Raw genomic sequence first — 19,927 nt, forward strand, 5'->3', positions numbered from 1 at the left:
GCAAGACCGCTCGTGACGAGCGTTATCGTTTCGTGCCCTGACGGGGCTCGGTCATTTCCTCCTACCGATATCCCGCCTCACGGCCGAGCGCATCATCGCCGGTCTCGCCTCTCAAGCATATCACTGTTTGGACGGGCGTTTCGGTTGGGTTCGCCGCAGCGCAAAAGCCTTCCCCTTTGGCCTCCCAAGCACTAGGTTCTGGCCAAACCTGATCAACCCCTTGGTAGTGATTTCCCCCGACATGACCATTCGCAATGACGTTGTCGAAGCCATCGGCAACACCCCGCTGATCAAGCTGAAGCGCGCCTCGGAACTGACCGGATGCACCATTCTCGGCAAGGCCGAGTTCATGAATCCGGGCCAGTCGGTCAAGGACCGCGCCGGCAAATGGATGATCCTGGAGGCGGAGAAGCGTGGCGAGCTCAAGCCTGGCGGCCTCGTGGTGGAAGCGACCGCCGGCAATACCGGCATCGGGCTCGCGGTCGTGGCGAGCGCGCGCGGCTACCGCACGCTGATCGTGATCCCGGAGACGCAGAGCCAGGAGAAGAAGGATTTCTTGAAGCTGTGCGGTGCCGAGCTGATCGAGGTGCCGGCCCTGCCCTATGCCAACCCCAACAGCTACCAGCATGTCGGCCGGCGGCTCGCCGACGAGCTGCGCAAGACCGAGCCGAATGGCGTGCTATTCGCCGATCAGTGGAATAACCTCGACAACGCCAAGGCCCACTACGAATCGACAGGCCCTGAGATCTGGGAGCAGACCGGCGGCAAGGTCGACGGCTTCGTCTGCTCGGTCGGCAGCGGCGGCACGCTGGCCGGCGTCAGCCGCTACCTGAACGAGAAGAGCAAGAACATTCGCATCGCCTGCGCCGATCCGCACGGCGCCGGCATGTACGAATATTTCAGGACCGGCGATCCCAAGGCGACGCCCGGCGGCTCAATCACCGAGGGCATCGGCCTCAACCGCGCGACTGCAATTGTCGAGACCGCCAAGGTCGATGACGCCTATCTCATTCCCGACACTGAGGCCGTCACCGCGATCTACGAGCTGCTCCAGCACGAAGGCCTGTGCCTCGGCGGCTCGACCGGCATCAATGTCGTCGGCGCGATGAGGCTTGCGAAGCAGCTCGGGCCCGGCAAGACGATCGTCACCGTGCTGTGCGATTCCGGCAGCCGCTATCTGTCGAAGCTGTTCAATGCGGACTTCATGCGGGCCAAGAACCTGCCCGTGCCGGAGTGGCTGGAGAAGCGCAGCAACATCAAGCCGCCCTTCGTGTGATCGGCGCGGGAAGGCTCACGCCGGGGACGCGTGCCCACGCGGCGCCCGCGGGCCCAATTACGTGATTTCGCCGCGCTCCGGGGCCGCGGCACAATAATCCCGCCAGAACTGGCGATATCCCGCCTCGACCTTCCGCGTGTAGATCTCGACATTGCCGGCGGGCGAAGCCGCGATCTGGGCCGGCAACTCCGCCCGCAACTTCGCCAGAGAAGCGGGCTGCGCCGCATATTTGCTCGCGATTGCGGCGTAGCCCTCGTCATCTTCGGCGACCCAATCGTTGAGGCCGACGGCGGCCACGATCGAGCCGCCGGCGCGCGACGATGCTCCGTTGCCGAGCTTGGCGACGACCGGAACGCCGGCATAGAGCGATTCCCAGGTGCTGACGCCGCCGTTCTGCGGGAACGTATCGAGCGAAATGTCGACCCTCGCAAAGGCCAGCAAATGCTCGTGGCGCGAGGTCGAGCCCATGCAGGTGATATTCTCTGCGGCGATGCCGTGCGCCACGAACCGCGCGACCAGGCTGTCGCGCAGCAACGGATCGTCAAGCAGTCCGTGCTTGATGATCATCTTCGATCCGGGCACCTCGCGCATCACCTTCGACCACACCCGGATGGCCTCGTCCGAGATCTTGTAGATGCGGTTGAACACGCCGAAGGTCACGTAGCCGTTGCGAAGCATGGGCAGCTCCGACGGCGGCACGTCCAGGATGGGTTCAATCGTGATCAGGCATGGCAGATCATGGACCCTTTCGGCCAGCAGGTGCCGGGCCGATTGCGGAATGAAGACCGGATCCGCGAGCACGTAGTCCATGGTCTGAAGGCCGGTCCCCGTGGCGTGTCCGAAACCCGTGACCTGGATCGGTGCGGGCTTGCGGGCGAAAACATGGAGCCTGTTGCCGGTCGTATGCCCGGAGACATCGATCAGGACATCGACCTTGTCGGCCTGGATGCGGTCGGCCAGCTCGTCGTCCGAAAGCTGGCCGGCGTCGACCCAGACGTCCGCCAAGGGCTTGAAGCGTTCGGTCATCTCATCCGGCAACGGCCAGCAGGAATAGCAGATGATCTCGAACCTGGCGTGATCATGATGGCGCAGCACTGGCAACAGAGTGAGCGCGGCCGAGTGGTTCCTGAATTCGGACGCAACGTATCCGATCACGATCCGCTTGTCCGGATCGAGCTGGCGCGGCGCCAACGTCCTTCGCGCCAATGTGGCGCCGACCGCATCCCACCAGGATTTCCGCGCCGCTTGCTGGACTGCGAAGCCAGCTTCGGACAGGTAATCCAGCAAGAAAATCTTGCGCTCGATGGCGTCCGCATAGTCCGGCCTGAGCTCCAGAGCCGCGTCGAGATGCGTGAGTGCCGTCGTGATATCGCCCTGGCTCGCATAACATGATGCCAGCAGCGCCATACCAATTTCGGATCGCGGATTCTCGTCAAGCAGCGTCTTGACCGCCGCAATCGCCTGCGCCGTGTTGCCAAGGAGAATGTTGACTTGCGCCTTCCCGCGCAGCGCCAGCTCGAGCGTCGGCGATTGCGCCAGCGCTGCATCGAAATCCGCGGCGGCCTGCGGCAGCCGTGACAGATCGAAGTTGAGCCGTCCGCGCTGCGCCAGCAGCCTCGGCGAATTAGGCTTGATCGCGAGCCCCGCCGCGAGCGCGGCTTCGGCCTCGTCAAAGTGCCGGCGCTCGATGCTCACCATGCCCTTGCCGGCGATCGCCTCCGCGTGACGCGGCTGAAACAACAGGGCGCGATCGAAACTTTCGTTGGCACGCTCGAACTGCCCGATCATCAGTTCGGCCATGCCGCGATTGCAGAAGGCATCGGCATAGTCCGGCTTCAGGCGGATGGCGCGATCGTGCAGCTCGATCGCCTGTTCGGGCAGACTCATGTGCAGCAACGTATTGCCGAGGTTGGTGAGAGCCAGCGGAAAGTTCGGCTTCAGCGCGATGGCCTTCTCCTGGCACCGGCGCGCATCCTCGAATTTCTTCAAGTCGAAGTACACGGTCGCGAGGTTGGTGTAGGCTTCGTGCGAACGCGGATCGAGCGCAATCGCCCGCTCGAGCAGCTGTTGCGCCTCCTCCAGGCGCCTGCCGTCATGCGCGCACAGGCCGAGCAAATGCGTGGCATCCAAATTGTCCGGCAGCACTTTCAGGATCTCGCGGCAAAGCGCCTCGGTCTCCGCATATCTGCCCTGGCCATAGGCGCTCGCCGCGGCGGAGATGATCGCGTCCGCCTGCTTCATCAATTTCTTCTGCAATCGCGCGCTCTGGAATGCGCGCGCGCCGGCGCCGCTGCTCTGCAAGGTGTCTCTCCGGAGGATGGCCGTGCGAAGAGTCTAGCTGATTCGCCGTCGAGGCTGCCCGGTCGGCTGGAGCGGCAAGGCCCCCGGGATTTCCCGGTGCTCAGATCCGGATCAGGTCTACGCTACGTCGCCGCTTCCAGGCCTGCGGCACAATAGTCCCGCCAGAATTGACGATAACCCGCCTCGACCTCGCGCGTGTAGATCTCGACATTGCCGGCGGACGAGGCTCCGATCTGGGCCGGCAATTCTGCGCGCAGCTTCGCTAGATGAGCCGGCTGCGCGGCATATTTGCACGCGATCGCGGCATAGCCCTCATCGTCCTCGGCGACCCAGTCGCCAAGACCGACGGCCGCGACGATCGAGCCGCCGGCGCGCGATGAGGCGCCGTTGCCGAGCTTGGCCACGACTGGAACGCCCGCATAAAGGGATTCCCAGGTGCTGATGCCGCCATTTTGCGGGAACGTATCGAGCGAGATGTCGACATTGGCAAAGGCCCGCAGATGCTCGGCGCGCGGGGTCGAGCCCATGCAGATCACGTTTTCTTCGGCGATATCTTGTTCCACGAATCGCGCGACCAGGCGGTCACGCAGCAAGGAATCGTCAAGCAGCCCGTTCTTGATGATGATCTTCGATCCGCTCACGGCGCGCATCACGTTCGACCACACTCTGATGGCCTCGTCCGATATCTTGAAGATGCGGTTGAACACGCCGAAAGTCACATAGCCGTTGCGGAGCATGGGAGGCTCCGAAGGCGGCACGTCCAGGATAGGATCGATCGTGATCAGGCAGGGCAGATCATAGACCTTTTCGGCCAGCAGATGCCGCGCCGATTGCGGAATGAAGATCGGGTCGGCGAGCACATGGTCCATGGTCTGAAGACCCGTCCCCGTGGCGTGCCCGAAACCCGTGACCTGGATGGGGGCCGGCTTGCGGGCGAAGACATGAAGCCTGCTGCCGGTGGTATGCCCGGACACATCGATCAGAATATCGATCCCATCGGCCTGGATACGATCGGCCAGCTCGTCGTCCGAAAGCTGCGCGGCATCGACCCAGACGTCCGCGAGCGGCTTGAATCTCTCCGTCATCTCATCCTGCAACGGCCAGCAGGAATAGCAGACGACCTTGAACCTGGCGTGATCATGATGACGCAGCACCGGCAGCAGAGAGTAACCAGCCGAGTGGTTCCTGAATTCGGAGGCGACGTATCCGATCACGATCCGCCGCTCCGGATCGAGCTTGCGCGGCAACAGCGTCCTTTGCGGGAGCTTGGCGCCGATCGCATCCCACCAGTATCTTCGCGCCGCCTGCTGGGCTGCGAAATCGGCCTCCGGCAGATAATCCAGCACGAAAATCTTGTATCCGATAGCCTCCGGAAAATCCGGCGCGATCTTGAGCGCCGAGTCGAGATGCTCGAGGGCCGTCGCGATGTCTCCCTGGTTCACATGGCAAGCCGCCAGAAGCGCCAATCCCATCTCGGATCGCGGATTGACCTCGAGCAGCGTCTTGACGCCCGCCATCGCCCGCGCCGTGTTTCCCGCCAGAATGTCGATCTGCGCCCTCCAGCACAGTGCGAGCTCGAGCCGCGGCGATTGCGCCAGCGCCGCATCGAGGTCTGCGGCAGCCTGCTCCAGCCGCGACAAACTTAGATTGAGCCGTCCGCGCTGCAGCAGAATCCTGGGTGAACCCGGCTTGATCGCGAGCGCTGCGTCGAGGGCGGCAGCCGCCGCCTCGAAGTGCCGGAGCTCGAGGCTGACCATGCCCTTGCCGGCGATCGCTTCCGCGTGAGATGGCTGAAATGACAGGGCGCGGTCGAAGCTCGCTTTGGCGCGCTCGAACTGGCCTGTCATCAGTTCTGCCATGCCGCGGTTGCAAAATGCATCGGCATAGTCCGGCTTCAGCCTGATCGCGCGCTCGTGCAGCCCGATCGCCTCTTTGCCGAGGCCGATGTGCAGCAACGTATTTCCGAGATTGGTCAGGGTGATCGGACAATTCGGCTTCAGCGCAATGGCCTTCTCCTGGCATGCGCGTGCATCGTTAAATTTCTCCAGCGCGAAGTATACGGCCCCGAGATTGCCATGTGCATCGGGCGAACGCGGATCGAGCGCGGTCGCACGCTCGAGCAGGAATTCCGCCTCATCGAGCCGCCCGCCGTCAAACGCGCGCAGGCCGAGCAGGTGCGTGGCGTGGAAATGATCCGGGACTTCTTTCAAGATCTCGCGGCAGAGCGTCTCGGCCTCGGCCAACCTGCCCTGCCCGAGTGCCTCGATCGCGAAGGCCATGACGGCGTCCGCCTGCTTCTTTAGCTTCTTTTCCAGTCGCGCATTCTGGTATGCGCGCACGCCGGCACTGCTCTGCAAGGTCTCTCTCCGGAGGATGATCCGAAAAGAGACGAACTGATTCGGATGGTGCCAAGCTTGCGGTCAGTTAACCGGCGAGACCGCCTGATTGCAGGGGCTCACCGCAGAATCTGGCTCAGGAACAGCTTTGTGCGGGCGTGCTGCGGGGCGGCGAAGAATTCGTTCGGCGTGTTGGCCTCGATGATCTGGCCGGCGTCCATGAACACGACGCGGTTGGCGACCTCGCGGGCAAAACCCATCTCGTGGGTGACGACCAGCATGGTCATGCCCTCCTCGGCAAGGTCGACCATGGTGTCGAGCACCTCCTTGACCATCTCGGGGTCGAGCGCCGAGGTCGGCTCGTCGAACAGCATCACCTTAGGGTTCATGGTCAAGGCCCGCGCAATCGCGACGCGTTGTTGCTGGCCGCCGGACATTTGCCCCGGAAACTTGTTGGCCTGGTGCGGAATCTTGACCCGCTCCAGGAACTTCATCGCGGTCGTCTCGGCATCCTTCTTGGGAATGTTGCGGACCCAGATAGGCGCCAGCGTGCAATTGTCGAGCACGGTCAGATGCGGGAACAGATTGAAGCTCTGGAACACCATGCCGACTTCGCGGCGCACGGCATCGACGTGCTTGAGGTTGGGACCGAGCTCGATGCCGTCGACGACGATCTCGCCCTCCTGGAATTCCTCCAGCGCATTGATGCAGCGGATCAGCGTGGACTTGCCGGAGCCCGAGGGCCCGCAGATCACGATGCGCTCGCCCCTCCGGACCTCGAGGTCGATATCGCGCAGGACGTGGAATTCCCCGTACCATTTGTTCAGGCCGGAAATCTTGACGATGGGGTCGGACATCGTGAGCTCCATCAGTTGCGGCGGTGGGCGTTGAGGCGGTGCTCGACGAACAGCGAGTAGCGCGACATTCCAAAGCAGAAGATGAAATAGATGATCCCGGCGAAGGCAAAGCCGGTGAACGCCGTCGACGGCGTCGACCATTTCGGATCCGAGAACGAGGCGCGCAGCGAGCCCAAGAGGTCGAACAGTGCCACGATCGAGACCAGCGAGGTGTCCTTGAACAGCGAGATGAAGCTGTTGACGAGGTTCGGAATGACGTGACGCAGCGCCTGCGGCAGCACGATCAGCGAGGTCGTCTTCCACCAGGACAGTCCGAGGGCGGCCGCCGCCTCGCTTTGCCCGCGCGGGATCGCAGCGAGCCCGCCGCGGACGTTCTCGGCCTGATAGGCGCCGGTGAACAGCGCGATGCCGATCAGCGCGCGGACCAGACCATCGACGGTGAAATTGCCTGGCAGGAACAGGGGCAGCATGTAGGTCGCGAAAAACAGCACGGTGATCAGCGGCACGCCGCGCCAGAACTCGATGAAGGCGATCGAGAAGATCCGGATCAAGGGAATGGTGGAGCGGCGGCCGAGCGCAAGCGCGATGCCGATCGGCAGCGAGGTGACGATGCCGGTGACGGAGACCACCAGCGTCACAAGAAGGCCGCCCCACAGATTCGTCGCCACGACCGGCAATCCGCTACGGTCGAGCCCCATCAGCTTGATGACGATGGCGATGCCAATGAAGGTGGCGATGCTCGATGCCAGAGCCCGGCCGCCGGTGCGAACGCCGCCGCCAAGAACGAAGGCGACCAGGCAGACAATCGCGGCCGTGATGACGAAATCGGCCCAGACCGGCTGCCCCGCGCCCTGAATGTAATCGCGCAGCCAGGTGAGCGGAAAGATCAGCCAGGAGATCGTCGTGCCGAGCAGCACGATGAGGCTTCCGACGGCCCACAGCAGCGGTGCGACGGCAGAGGCCTTGCTCAGGCTGAGCAGCGCCTGCCCAGCACCTATGATGCTTTCGTCGAACAGTTGCAGCAGGCCGGCCGTCCAGCTCAGGCCGAAGCCCTTGATGCCGCCGCCGTGCAGCAGGAAGAATGCAACCACCGGGAAGGCGACGAAGAACAGGCCGGCATTCAGGCTCTTCGCCGGCAGCCGCGGAACGAGCAGCGGCAACAGCAGGACGGCTGCGAGCAACAGCGTCAGATTTACCCGCCAGCGCTCGGCCTCGGGATAGAAGCCGTAGATCAATTGCGGGAGTTTGGCCTGGATGTAGGGCCAGCAGGCGCCGACCGCAAAGCCGGCGTTCTCGGCGAGGCACGCGGTGCGGTCCTTTCCGCTCCAGACCGCATCGACCATCAGGAACTTGACGGAGGGAACGATCGTGAACCAGAGCAGCAAGGCGCCCAGGATCGTCAGCAGGATGTTGGTCGGCGAGTTGAACAGGCGCGTGCGCATCAGGCCGATGAAGCCCGTGGTCTTCACCGGCGCGGGACGCTCGGCGAGCAGGTCCCGGCGGACGAAGTTGGACGATATGACATCGCTCATGCGCCCAGACTCCGGCTGACGCGCCAACCGTAAACGCTCATGACGGCGCTGGTCAGGAGCGAGATCAGGAGATAGATGCCCATCGTCATGGCGATGATCTCGATCGCCTGCCCGGTCTGGCTCAGCGATGTGCCGGCGAACACCGACACCAGGTCAGGATAGCCGATCGCAACCGCCAGCGACGAGTTCTTGGTGAGATTGAGGTACTGGTTGGTCAGCGGCGGCACGATGACGCGCATGGCCTGCGGCACGACGATCAAACGGAGGGTGGCGCCGCGGCTGAGGCCGAGCGAGGACCCCGCCTCCATCTGCCCCTTGTGCACCGACAGGATGCCGGCGCGCACGATCTCGGCAATGAAGGCGGCGGTATAGGTCGACAGCGCCACCGTCAGCGCCACGAATTCTGGAATGATGCGCGAGCCGCCGGCGAAATTGAACCCCCTGAGCTGCGGCAGCTCGAAGGTGAAGGGCAGGCCAAACACCAGCACGGTGGCGAGCGGCAACCCGAACAGAAGCCCTAGCACATAGGGCCAGATCCGGATCACCCGTCCTTCCTGAAACAGCGCGCGCCGCGCATAGAAACGCAGCGCCAGTGAGGCGACGGCGCCAAGCGCCAGCATCGTCAGGAACGGCTCGAGGCCGCTCTGGCCGATCGGACTGGGAACGACGAGGCCGCGATTGCTGAGAAAGGTAATGCCCAGCAGCGAAATGCTCTGCCGCGGATTGGGCAAGGCAGCGAGCACCGCGAGGTACCAGAACAGGATCTGGAACAGCAGCGGCAGGTTGCGGATCACCTCGACGTAGATCTCGCCGACGCGCGACAACAGCCAATTGGGCGATAGCCGACACAGCGCGACGATGAAGCCGATCAACGTGGCGAAGACGATGCCCACCACAGAGACCACGAGCGTGTTCAAGAGCCCGACCACGAACACGCGCAGGAACGTGTCCGAGCCGGTATAGGAGATCAGGGTCTGGTTGACGTCGAAGCCGGCATTGTTCCTGAGAAAGCCGAAGCCGGCGGCGATGTGCTGGTTTTCGAGGTTGGCGCGCGCATTGGAGACGATCTCATAGCCGATCCAGCCCAGGATCGCCGCGAAGGCAAACTGGACGGCAACGCCGTTCCAGCCTGCCTTGCCGCCCAGCACGCGCCGGATCTTCAGCGCGATCTGGGGCGGCGGTTTTCGGGCCTCGGTGCTCATGCCGCTGCCGGCCGATCAGGGGTGATCAGCGAATCGGCGGCGCGTACTGAAGACCGCCCTTGTTCCAGAGATTGTTGATTCCGCGATTGATGGCGAGCGGTGAGCCCGCGCCGACGTTGCGATCGAACACCTCGCCGTAATTGCCGACCGCCTTCACGATCCGCACCACCCAATCCTTGGTCAGGCCGAGCTGTTCGCCGAAATTGCCGTCGCTGCCGAGCACGCGCTTCAGCTCCGGGTTTTCCAGTTTCGCCTTCTCGTCGACGTTCTTCGAGGTCACGCCGAGCTCTTCGGCGGTGACCATCGCAAACAGCGTCCATTTCACGATGTCGAACCACTGGTCGTCACCGTGGCGCACCATCGGCCCGAGCGGCTCCTTCGATATGATCTCGGGGAGCACCATATGGTCGTTGGGATTGGCGAGCTTGAGGCGATTGGCGTACAGGCCCGACTGGTCGGTGGTGAAGACGTCGCAGCGCCCGGCTTCGTAGGCCTTGACGGTCTCGTCGTTGGTGGCGAACGCGATCACCTCGTACTTCATGTTGTTGGCCTTGAAGTAGTCGGCGAGATTCTGCTCGGTGGTGGTGCCGGTCTGCACGCAGACCGATGCGCTGTTGAGCTCGAGCGCCGAATTCACCTTGAGCGACTTCTTCACCATGAAGCCCTGCCCGTCGTAATAGGTCACGCCGGTGAAATTGGCGCCGAGCGAGGTGTCGCGCGAGATGGTCCAGGTGGTGTTGCGCGAGAGCACGTCGATCTCGCCGGATTGCAGCGCCGTGAAGCGGTCCTTGGCGGACAACGGCACGAACTTGACCTTGGTCGGATCGTTGAAGATCGCGCCGGCAATGGCGCGGCAGACGTCGACGTCGATGCCGGTCCAATTGCCCTTGTCGTCGGGCGATGAGAAGCCCGGCAGGCCCTGGCTGACGCCGCAGGACAGCATGCCCCGATCCTTGACAGTCTTGAGCGTTTGCGCATCGGCGGCTTGGGCAGAGAGGCCGGCGGCTAGAGCAAGGGTGAGAGCCAGGGTTACGCGTTTCATGGGCTTTGGGCCTTTCAAGGTCGTCTCAAGGTCAGGAATGTTGTCTCAGGATCGTCTCTGCCAGGCTAGGCCTTGCAAGAGTCATGCTGGAAAACCTTGCCGAACACTCGCCGATCTCGGGAGGCCATACCTTCATCCCCGCCGCTGGCGCCCGCCAATTTTGGCTGTGGCGCAAGGTCCGGTCAGACGATGGATCGAAGGTCGCGGCAGGCCCCTCAACATGCGGCGACTGAATAGCACCTGCGCATCACAGAACGACTGGCGAGCCGGGTCAAGGGGTTGACGGGACTCTTCTGTGTTCTGTTATTAACGACAGCGGCCTTTCGGCCGTCCCGCGGGCGCGACGCGCCCGGTGGAAACGCGGTTTTGAAAGCAGACGCATGGATTCCTCGCACCCCCAAGAGCAGCACGCCGAGACCCTGCTGGTCACCTCCGGCCGCGACACCAAGGCGCAGAAGGGGTTCGTCAATCCGCCGGTGTTCCACGGCTCGACCGTGCTCTATCCGACCGCCGAGGACCTGCACGCCCATCGCGGCGAGTTCACCTATGGCCGCCACGGCACCCCGACGACCAGGGCTTTCCAGGATACGCTGATGGCGCTGGAGGGGCCGCAATGCGCCGGCGTCGGTATCGTGCCGTCGGGCCTGTCGGCGATCTCCACCACCCTGCTCTCGGTACTGAAGGCCGGCGACCATATCCTGGTTGTCGACAACATCTATCGGCCCACGCGCAATTTCTGCAACGGCATGCTGACCCGCTATGGCGTCGAGACCACCTATTTCGATCCGCTGATCGGCGCCGGCATCGACAAGCTGTTCAATCCCAACACCCGCGCCGTGCTCGTGGAAGCGCCGGGTTCGCAGTCGTTCGAAATGCCCGACATCCGCGCCATCGCCGAGGTCGCGCATGCGCGCGGCGCGCTCGTCATCGACGACAACACCTGGGCGACGCCGCTCTATCACCGCTCGCTGGAACAGGGCGTCGACATCAGCATGCAGGCCGCCACCAAATATATCGGCGGCCATTCCGACATCATGTTCGGCACCATCTCGGCCAACGCCAAGGCTTGGCCGATGGTTGCTGAGGGCATCCGCCTGCTCGGCGTCTGCGCCGGCCCCGACGACGTCTTCCTCGCGCTGCGCGGTTTGCGCACGCTGTCGGTGCGGCTGGCGCAGCATCATCGCTCCGGGCTCGAGATGGCGCGCTGGCTTGCAGCAAGACCCGAGGTCGCTCGCGTGCTGCATCCCGCGCTTGAGACCGATCCGGGCCATGCGATCTGGAAGCGCGACTTCACCGGCGCCTCGGGCCTGTTCAGCATCGTGCTGAAACCCGCTCCGCAGAAGGCCGTCGACACCATGCTGAACACGCTCAAGCTGTTCGGCATGGGCTTTTCCTGGGGCGGCTTCGAAAGCCTTGCGATTCCCTTCGATTGCGACGCCTATCGCACCGCGACGAAGTGGACGCCCGGCGGCCCGACGCTGCGTCTCCACATCGGGCTTGAAGGCGTCGATGACCTCAAGGCCGATCTCGATCGCGGCTTCGCTGCCCTGAAAGCGGCAATGTGAGCACATGGACGCGGCATCGCGCCTGAGGAACGCGCAACTGCCTGAGACGTTAACGCCGGCGCGCCAACAAAGGATTTGATCCGCTGCCGTTTGGCGCTAGCCTCACCAATCGACTCCAATCCGGACTCGGAGCATGGGAACGTTGGTTCTGCTCGATCTCATGGGCGGCGTGGCGCTGTTGCTGTGGGGCCTGCACATGGTCCACAGCGGGATCTTGCGCGCCTTCGGTCCGGACCTGCGACGCCTGCTCGGCAAGGCGCTGAGCAACCGCGCCAGCGCGTTCGCCGCCGGCCTCGGGCTCACCGCACTGCTCCAGAGCAGCACGGCGACGGCCCTGATCACCTCTTCGTTCGCGGCCGAGGGTCTCGTCAGCCTCGCCGCCGCGCTCGCCATCATGCTCGGAGCCAATGTCGGCACGACGCTGATCGTGCAGGTGCTGTCGTTCAACATCGCCGCCGTGGCCCCCGTGCTGTTCGTGCTGGGATTAGTCGCCTTCCGCTCCGGACCGCGATCCCGGATCAAGGACATCGGCCGCGTCTGCATCGGCCTCGGCCTGATGCTGCTCTCGCTGCACATCCTGCTCGACACGCTGGCGCCGGCAGAGAACGCGCCCGGAGTCCGCGTCGTGATGTCGGCCATAACAGGCGACCCGGTCTTGTGCATCGTCATCGCCGCCCTCGTCACCTGGGCGGTGCATTCGAGCGTTGCCAGCGTGCTGCTGATCATGTCGCTGGCCTATGCGCAGTTCGTCACGCCGTACGCGGCGCTCGCGCTGGTGCTCGGGGCCAATCTCGGCAGCGCCATCAATCCCGTGTTCGAGGGCGCCAAGCGTGAGGATCCCGCGAGCTATCGCCTGCCGGTCGGCAATCTCGTCAACCGCGTGGTCGGGATTGCCCTCGTCCTGCCTTTCCTGGGCACGATCGCCGAACACATGCACGCTTGGCAGCCCGATCTCGCCAAGATGACGGCGGCTTTCCACATCGCTTTCAACGTCGGCACGGCCGCGCTCTTCATCGGCCTGCTCGACACCATGTCGCGCCTGCTGACCCGGCTGCTGCCCGATCGCGTCAAGGAGGCCGATCCGGCCCGGCCGCGCTATCTCGACGAGACCGCGCTGGAGACGCCGTCACTGGCGCTCGCCGACGCCGCCCGCGAGACCTTGCGCATGGGCGATCTCGTCGAGGTCATGCTGCGCAAGGTGATGGCCGCGATGATGAACGGCGACCGCGCGCTGGTCGACCAGGTCTCGAAAACGGACAATCTCGTCGACGGTCTTGACGAGGCCATCAAGCTCTACGTGACGAAACTGATGCGGGGCAGCCTCGACGAGAGCGAAGGACGGCGCGCGATGGAGATCATCTCCTTCGCCATCAACCTCGAGCATATCGGCGATATCATCGACAAGAGCCTGAGCGAGCTCGCCACCAAGAAGATCAAGCGGCGCTTCCAGTTCTCGGCGGAAGGCGCCGAGGAGCTCGCCGCCTTCCACAAGCGCACGATGGATTCGCTGCGCATCGCTTTTGGCGTTTTCATGTCGGGTGACGCCAACGAGGCGCGCAAGCTGCTGGTGGAGAAAACGGCGCTGCGCAACACCGAGCTTGCCGCGGTCGAGCGCCATCTCGACCGCCTGCGCGAGGGCCGCCCCGAGACCATCGAGACCACCTCGCTGCATCTCGACGTGCTGCGCGATCTGCGCCGCATCCACTCGCACATCTGCTCGGTTGCCTATCCCGTGCTCGATGCGGCCGGCGAGCCCTACCGCAGAACCGAGGCGGATACAGCCACCCTGCCCGCATCAGGTGCGGCGTCGGCGCTGCCGCGATAATACCTTGGATCAGCGGTCCAGCGTCTTCGAGGCGGTGCCGCGGTTCTTCCAGATCAGCATGATGTTTCTGACATAGATGATGGTTGCAAGCGACTGTCCAAGGATAATCACGGGCTCGCGCTTCACCACGCCGTAGACCAGGGTCATCAGCCCGCCGCCCATCGAGCAGAACCAGAACGCCATGGGCACCACGCTGTTGCCGGCGCGTTCGCTCGCGATCCATTGCACCAGGAAGCGCGCGGTGAAGAACAGCTGCGCGACGAGGCCGAACGCGAGCCAGAAGTCGAACTTGGCGACGAAGACGTCGTAGAGATAATTGCTCAGCGCCTGACCGTATTGGATGATCATGCATTCACCTCGGTCACTTCAGGCGTCGGCTTCTTGCGGCGGATCAGCCACCACACGCCGGCGAGATCCATGATGCCGATCCATAGCCGGTCGAAGAAGCCATAGTTCGACACGCCGGAATGGCGCGGCCGGTCGATCACGTCGACATAGGCAATGTCGTAGCCTTCGCGGCGGACCAGCGCGGGCAGGAAGCGATGCAGCCCGTCGAAGTAAGGCAGCATCAGGAAGACGTCGCGCCGGAACGCCTTCAGTCCGCAGCCGGTGTCGCGCGTGCCGTCTTTCAGGATCGCATTGCGAACGCCATTCGCCACGCGCGACTGCAATTTCTTGAAGCCGGTGTCCTTGCGCCCGACCCGCTGGCCGGCGGCGAGCCCGACGCGCCCCGCCCCCTTCTCGACCGCCGCGATCAGGTCGGGCAGGAAGGCCGGATTGTTCTGGCCGTCGCCGTCGAGCGTCGCCACGATCGCCCCGCGCGCCGCGCGCACGCCGCTGCGCACGGCCGCGGATTGACCGCCCGACCGCGCATGGCGGAGCTGACGCAGATTGCTCCGCTGTTTCATGATGGCGCCGAGCCGCTCGCCGGTCGCATCGGTCGAACCGTCGTTGACGTAGATGATCTCATAGGCCCAGCGGCCATCAAGCGCCGCCGTGATCTCCTCGATCAAGGGCGCGATGTTGTCGGCTTCGTTGCGCACGGGAACGACGATGGAAACCGAAGGCGGGGACGTCGACAAATCGAGGCTCGTGGTTGGAATTGACCTGCCTTGGGGGGAACCGACCTCCCGGCAGGCAGCCGCTTTTATGGGGCGGACGCCCCGCGGGCAACCCTTTTGAGGCGGTCCGAATCCGGCCCGGGAAGCGGCACGATGGTGCCGTCGGCGCGGATGGCAAAGCCGAGCCTTCGGGCCGCGAACCAGTAGCGAACCGCCATGGCGCCGACCGTTCCGACGAGAGCGCCGGCCACGACGTCGCTCGGGTGATGCGCGACCAGCACCAGGCGCGTCAGCAGGATCACGATTGCGTAAGTGAACATGAACAGGCGCAGGCGCGGCCACAATGCAGACACGGCGAACGCCAGGGCGAACGCTGCCACGGCATGCCCGGACGGCAGGCTGGCATAAGCGCCCGTCCCTTCGAACGGTACGAAGTTGAATGGATTGGGCTTGCCGCCGACGAACGGTCGTCCGCGGCCAATGAGATATTTCAGGATCTCGGTGACGAACGCTGACACGGCAACCGACAGAAACATGAACTGCAGCCGTGTGCCGAAGCCGAGCAGCAGCGCGCGGCGACTCCCGTGCAGCCCGGCCGCGACAAGCGCCAGCGCGACCAGCGCAGCCCCCAGGACCGAGAGGATATACTCGTCCTTGCCGAAATCGGTGAGGATGCGGATCGGCCACAGGCTTGGCGTGCCGCGCGTCGGCATCAGCTGGATCTCGGTCTGATCGAACCCGACCATCAGCACGATGACCAGCGCCGCGCCCGCTGCGCTGAGCCAGAGCGAATGCCGCGCCAGCTTTCGGGCGGCCTCGGCGCGGCGCGAATGCGAGGGCGAGCGCACGAGCTGGACCAGCGCCTGCCGGGACACGGCAAGCAATTGCGCGGGATAGCCGCCACGCGGCGCAATATCGGTCGGGGCACCCATCCTATTCGGTGCCTTCCGAGCGGAAGATCGAGATCGAGATCGCGCGCCCTTGCGAGAAGTTATAGCCGTCGATGCGCGCGCCCACCTTGTAGCGCAGCCCGATCGCCTCGGCGCGCTGCACGAAGCTGCGCTCGGAGCGCTGCTCGATCAGCGCGAAGCGGCAGCTCCCTTGCCGCAGGAAATCCGCCGCGCCGGAGCCGTCGGTGAGCAAGGTCTGGGTGCCCACCAGGAAGACGAGGCTCGGCTCGTGATAACCGGCCGCAGCCGCCTTCGGTCCGACGCAGGTGACGTTGCGAAGCGCGCGCGCGATCTCGATGCTCGGAAACAGCGGCGTCAGCGACGGCAGCACGATGCCGTATACCGTCACCGCCAGCATCAGGGCTGCGACCAGCGCGTTGAGAAGCGAACGCTCGGCCCGATTGTTGTCGTAGAGCCACCAGGCGAACAGGCCGAAGATCAGCGAGGCCGCGATGAACGGCCAGGCCACGAAGGCCGGCTGCCGCGTCAGGATCACCGCGCCGACGACCGCGATGATCGAGGTGGCCGCAGGGATCGCGAACCACCAGGCCGAACCGCGCATCAGCCAGGAGCGCGACAGAACGCGCCGCTCCACCGCGCCGGCAGTGAGGATCGCGATCGCGGGATAGAGCGGCAGCACGTAATGCGGCAGCTTGGTCAGCACCGCCTCGAACACGATCCAGGACGGGATCAGCCAGGCCAGCAGGAACTGCGCGCCGGGCTCGCGGCGGGCCCGCCACACCGCGGGCGCCGCCATCGCTGCCAGCGGCGCGCCCGGCCAGAATGTGATCCAGAACAGCGCCAGGTACAGTCCGGGCGGTGCGCCGTGGGATTCCTGGGCCCCTAACTTGCTCAGCATGTCGCCGCCGACGGAATCGGCGAAGAAGGTCTCGCCGGCGCGCCAGAAGATCGCGACGAACCAGGGCAGCACCAGCACCAGCATCCACATCAGGCCCCAGAGCGGGCGCAGCTTCCACAGCCATGAGGCATCGCGGTCCTGGATCGCAAGCGCGACGATGGTCAGGCCTGCGAACATCAGGATCAGCGGGCCCTTGATCAGGATGCCCAGAGCAAGCGCGGTCCAGAAGATCGCGGGCCAGCTCCAGGGCGGATGCGTCTCGTCCTCGGCGCGCTGCCAGGACAAATAGGCCCGCGCCATCGCCCCCATCGCGGCGACGACGCAGAACAGCAGCATGGCGTCGGTCTTCGCCAGTCGCGCCTCGACGCCGAGCAGCACGGACGCGCACATCATCAGCGCCGCCAGCACTGCAGCGCGCCGCGTGACGAAGCCGAGCGCAGCCCAATAGGTCATGAGCACGGCGCCGATTGCGCCCATCAGCGACGGCAGCCGGTAGACCCAGATGCGCAATTCGGCCTTCGGCAGCTTGAGCATCGACGCGGCTTCGACGGTCGCCGATTGCAACCAGTAGATGCCGACCGGCTTCTTGTAGCGGACGTCCTCCTGAAAGCGGATGTCGACATAGTCGCCGCTCTCGACCATCTGCTTGGTGGCCTGGGCGAACCGCGCCTCGTCGCGATCGATCGGTGGGATAGTGAAGAAGCCCGGCAGGAACAGCAGCAGCGCGCACACCACCAGGAAACCGACCGCGCGCGTATGGCTGGCCGTGACGATGTCGAGCATTCGCACGAGCCCACTGCCCGGATTTGCGGGCGATTTCGACTCGCGGGGGGCTCCAAAACGGGGGCTTGGGTAGGTCTCGGCCATTGGTTCCGCTTACGCTGAAACCGCCATCGCCACAACCGCTTAAGGCAGGGTCATTGAATTCGAATGACGACTGTGTCCGCGGCGCCCGTGGCGTCGATCACGGTGAGCCGGGCAAAGCCCGGACCGGGCGGATCGATCAGCCGCTGGCGGCGGCCATCGATCTCGCCGAGCGCGGTGCCGTTAACCATGACCGTCATGGGCAGCACGCCGCCGGCGACCTTGACCGGCATGGCTGCGCTCTCCCGGCCACCCGATCGATCGACGTCGATCCGCGAGCCGTTGAGCGGAAATTGAATGTGCAGCGCCTGCTCGCTCCCGGCGCGCACCAGTTCCCCGACGGGACGGAACCGCTTCAGGGGCAGCGGCAGCCTGGCGTTGCCAGCCACCAGGGTTCCCCTGGGCGCCTTCGGCAATGGCGCGAGCGTCTTGCCGGTCCTGGCGAAGGCGTCGAACAGGATCGGCGCGGCGGCGACTCGTCCGATCAGGCCGGGAACCGGGGCGCCGTCGGGCCGGCCGACCCAGACGCCGATGGTCATGCGGCCGTCGAAGCCGACCGACCAGGCGTCGCGATAGCCGTAGGAGGTCCCGGTCTTGAACGCGATCCGGTTGTGGGCGGCGTTCTCCGGCGGCGGCGTTCCCAGCAGCACGTTGCCGACCTGCCAGGCCGCGACCTGATCCAGCAGCCGGAGCGGCTCGCGGTCGTCCTTGTCAGCCACGACCTCGCGCAGTGGCTTGGTGGTGCCGAGACGGGCGAAGCCCGCATAGAGCTGAGCAAGATCCTGAAGCGTCACGCCAACGCCACCGAGACCCATGGCGAGCCCTGGCGTCTCGTCCTTGGGCAAGACCAGATTGCCTCCTGCCTGGCGCAGCCGCGAGGCCAGGCGGCTCGACCCAACGCGGTCGAGCAGCACGATGGCGGGCACGTTCAGCGACAATTGCAGCGCCTTCCGCACCGGCACCGTGCCCTGGAACGTCATGTCAAAATTTTCCGGCGCGTAGGAGCCGAAGCGAACCGGCCGGTCGTCGATCAGGCTGTCGGGATGGACAAAGCCGTCCTCGAAGGCGAGCCCATAGATGAAAGGCTTCAGTGTCGAGCCGGGCGAGCGGATGGCGCGGGTCATGTCGACCTGCCCTGCCAGGCTCTCGTCGAAATAATCGGCCGAGCCGACGCGGGCGAGCACGTCGCCGCTCTCATTGTCGACCACGATGATGCCGACCGAGATGTTCGGCCCGAGCGCGATGGCACGGTCGCGCGCCAGCGGCTCCAGCACCTTCTGCAGGTTTGCATCGAGCGTCAGCTTGATGACCGGCTTGTCCTTGACTGTCGACAGCGCGGTGTCGGAGGCATGTGGCGCCAGGATCGGCATCGGCTTGCGCAGTCTTGGCACGGGCACGGCCTTGGCCTGCCTGGCATCGTCGGCACTGACCACGTGCTCCTCGACCATGCGGTCGAGCACGCGGTCGCGCGCCTTGCGCGCCGCCTCGGGATAGCGATCGAGCCGGCGCGTCTCCGGCGATTGCGGCAACGCGACCAGCATCGCGGCCTCCGCCAGCGACACGCGCTTCGGCTCTTTGCCGAGATAGGCAATGGACGCCGCGCGGATGCCTTCGAGATTGCCGCCATACGGTGCGAGCGCCAGATAGAGATCGAGGATCTGCTCCTTGCTCATGCTGCGCTCGATCTCGATGGCGCGCACGATCTGCCGCAGCTTTGCGTAGAGCGAACGCTGCCGGCGCGGCTCCATCAGCCGCGCCAGCTGCATGGTGATGGTCGATCCGCCCGAGACGATGTGGCCGCGCGTTCCAAGCTGCAACGCCGCACGCCCCAGCGCCAGCGGATCGATACCGTTATGGGCGTAGAAGCGCTGGTCCTCATAGGCGAACAGCAGTTTCAGGTAGGTAGGATCGACGTTGGTCCTGGCATCGACCGGCAGCCGCCAGCGGCCATCTGCCATGGCATAGGCGCGCAGCAGCTTGCCGTTGCGGTCGACGATGGTGGTGGAGACCTGGCGCGCTTCGTCGAGCGGGAGAGGACCGAGCGAGTAGACCCAGGCGACGAAACCGATGAGGGCGAGGATGAAGGAGAGCGCGGCCGTCGAGAGAAAGCGAATCGCAATCCGCCCTCTCCGCCCGTCATGGCCGGGCTTGACCCGGCCATCTACGCCGTCACCCACCGCCCGTGCGGCCGTGGATGCCCGGGTCAAGCCCGGGCATGACGACTGTGTATGTGGCTCAGCCTCGCTCATCCCATTAC

Annotated in this window: 14 protein-coding genes; 3 read left to right on the plus strand and 11 right to left on the minus strand. The window is 64.8% G+C overall.

The window, feature by feature from the left end:
- Positions 1-241 precede the first annotated feature (241 nt).
- Positions 242-1,276, plus strand: a complete 1,035-nt coding sequence (locus ACVIIV_RS25745) for a cysteine synthase A (RefSeq protein ID WP_456746640.1) — start codon at positions 242-244, stop codon at positions 1,274-1,276.
- A gap of 57 nt (positions 1,277-1,333) precedes the next feature.
- Here the strand turns inward: ACVIIV_RS25745 and ACVIIV_RS25750 are convergent, their stop codons facing one another.
- The 6 genes from ACVIIV_RS25750 to ACVIIV_RS25775 all read right to left on the minus strand — a co-directional run bounded on the left by ACVIIV_RS25750 (position 1,334) and on the right by ACVIIV_RS25775 (position 10,546).
- On the minus strand, positions 1,334-3,577 hold the full coding sequence (locus ACVIIV_RS25750) for a tetratricopeptide repeat protein (protein WP_456746641.1): 2,244 nt from the start codon (positions 3,575-3,577) through the stop codon (positions 1,334-1,336).
- 122 nt (positions 3,578-3,699) lie between these two features.
- Positions 3,700-5,934 carry an O-linked N-acetylglucosamine transferase family protein gene (locus ACVIIV_RS25755; protein ID WP_456746642.1) on the minus strand — a complete coding sequence of 745 codons (2,235 nt, stop codon included), beginning with the start codon at positions 5,932-5,934 and terminating at the stop codon, positions 3,700-3,702.
- Positions 5,935-6,032: 98 nt separating this feature from the next.
- Positions 6,033-6,770 carry an amino acid ABC transporter ATP-binding protein gene (locus tag ACVIIV_RS25760; protein ID WP_456746643.1) on the minus strand — a complete coding sequence of 246 codons (738 nt, stop codon included), beginning with the start codon at positions 6,768-6,770 and terminating at the stop codon, positions 6,033-6,035.
- An 11-nt stretch (positions 6,771-6,781) separates the two neighbouring features.
- The gene (locus tag ACVIIV_RS25765) at positions 6,782-8,302 is read right to left on the minus strand and encodes an amino acid ABC transporter permease (protein ID WP_456746644.1); all 1,521 of its coding nucleotides are present in this window, start codon (positions 8,300-8,302) and stop codon (positions 6,782-6,784) included.
- Positions 8,299-9,504, minus strand: coding sequence for an amino acid ABC transporter permease (locus ACVIIV_RS25770; protein WP_456746645.1), 1,206 nt, complete (start codon positions 9,502-9,504; stop codon positions 8,299-8,301). The genes ACVIIV_RS25765 and ACVIIV_RS25770 overlap by 4 nt, the downstream gene beginning before the upstream one ends.
- A 25-nt stretch (positions 9,505-9,529) precedes the next feature.
- Positions 9,530-10,546, minus strand: a complete 1,017-nt coding sequence (locus ACVIIV_RS25775) for an amino acid ABC transporter substrate-binding protein (protein ID WP_456746646.1) — start codon at positions 10,544-10,546, stop codon at positions 9,530-9,532.
- A 380-nt stretch (positions 10,547-10,926) separates the two neighbouring features.
- Between ACVIIV_RS25775 and metC the strand changes: the two genes are divergently transcribed.
- Positions 10,927-12,111 (plus strand): cystathionine beta-lyase, encoded by a 1,185-nt coding sequence (metC, locus tag ACVIIV_RS25780; protein WP_456746647.1) that lies wholly within the window; start codon positions 10,927-10,929, stop codon positions 12,109-12,111.
- 133 nt (positions 12,112-12,244) lie between these two features.
- Positions 12,245-13,936, plus strand: a complete 1,692-nt coding sequence (locus tag ACVIIV_RS25785; protein WP_456746648.1) for a Na/Pi cotransporter family protein — start codon at positions 12,245-12,247, stop codon at positions 13,934-13,936.
- Positions 13,937-13,945: 9 nt separating this feature from the next.
- On the opposite strand, the gene ACVIIV_RS25790 is transcribed toward ACVIIV_RS25785, so the two are convergent.
- The 5 genes from ACVIIV_RS25790 to pbpC all read right to left on the minus strand — a co-directional run bounded on the left by ACVIIV_RS25790 (position 13,946) and on the right by pbpC (position 19,919).
- The gene (locus ACVIIV_RS25790; RefSeq protein WP_027574511.1) at positions 13,946-14,284 is read right to left on the minus strand and encodes a lipid-A-disaccharide synthase N-terminal domain-containing protein; all 339 of its coding nucleotides are present in this window, start codon (positions 14,282-14,284) and stop codon (positions 13,946-13,948) included.
- Positions 14,281-15,018, minus strand: a complete 738-nt coding sequence (locus tag ACVIIV_RS25795; RefSeq protein WP_456746649.1) for a glycosyltransferase family 2 protein — start codon at positions 15,016-15,018, stop codon at positions 14,281-14,283. The genes ACVIIV_RS25790 and ACVIIV_RS25795 overlap by 4 nt, the downstream gene beginning before the upstream one ends.
- Before the next feature lie 65 nt (positions 15,019-15,083).
- Positions 15,084-15,929 carry a phosphatase PAP2 family protein gene (locus tag ACVIIV_RS25800; protein ID WP_456746650.1) on the minus strand — a complete coding sequence of 282 codons (846 nt, stop codon included), beginning with the start codon at positions 15,927-15,929 and terminating at the stop codon, positions 15,084-15,086.
- Between the two features lies 1 nt (position 15,930).
- Complete coding sequence (locus tag ACVIIV_RS25805) at positions 15,931-17,673, minus strand: ArnT family glycosyltransferase (RefSeq protein ID WP_456746651.1); 1,743 nt, start codon at positions 17,671-17,673, stop codon at positions 15,931-15,933.
- 50 nt (positions 17,674-17,723) lie between these two features.
- Positions 17,724-19,919: a penicillin-binding protein 1C gene (gene pbpC / locus ACVIIV_RS25810; RefSeq protein ID WP_456746652.1), complete on the minus strand. Its 2,196-nt coding sequence runs from the start codon at positions 19,917-19,919 to the stop codon at positions 17,724-17,726.
- Between the last annotated feature and the right edge of the window lie 8 nt (positions 19,920-19,927).

The organism is Bradyrhizobium sp. USDA 4354, assembly GCF_054060315.1.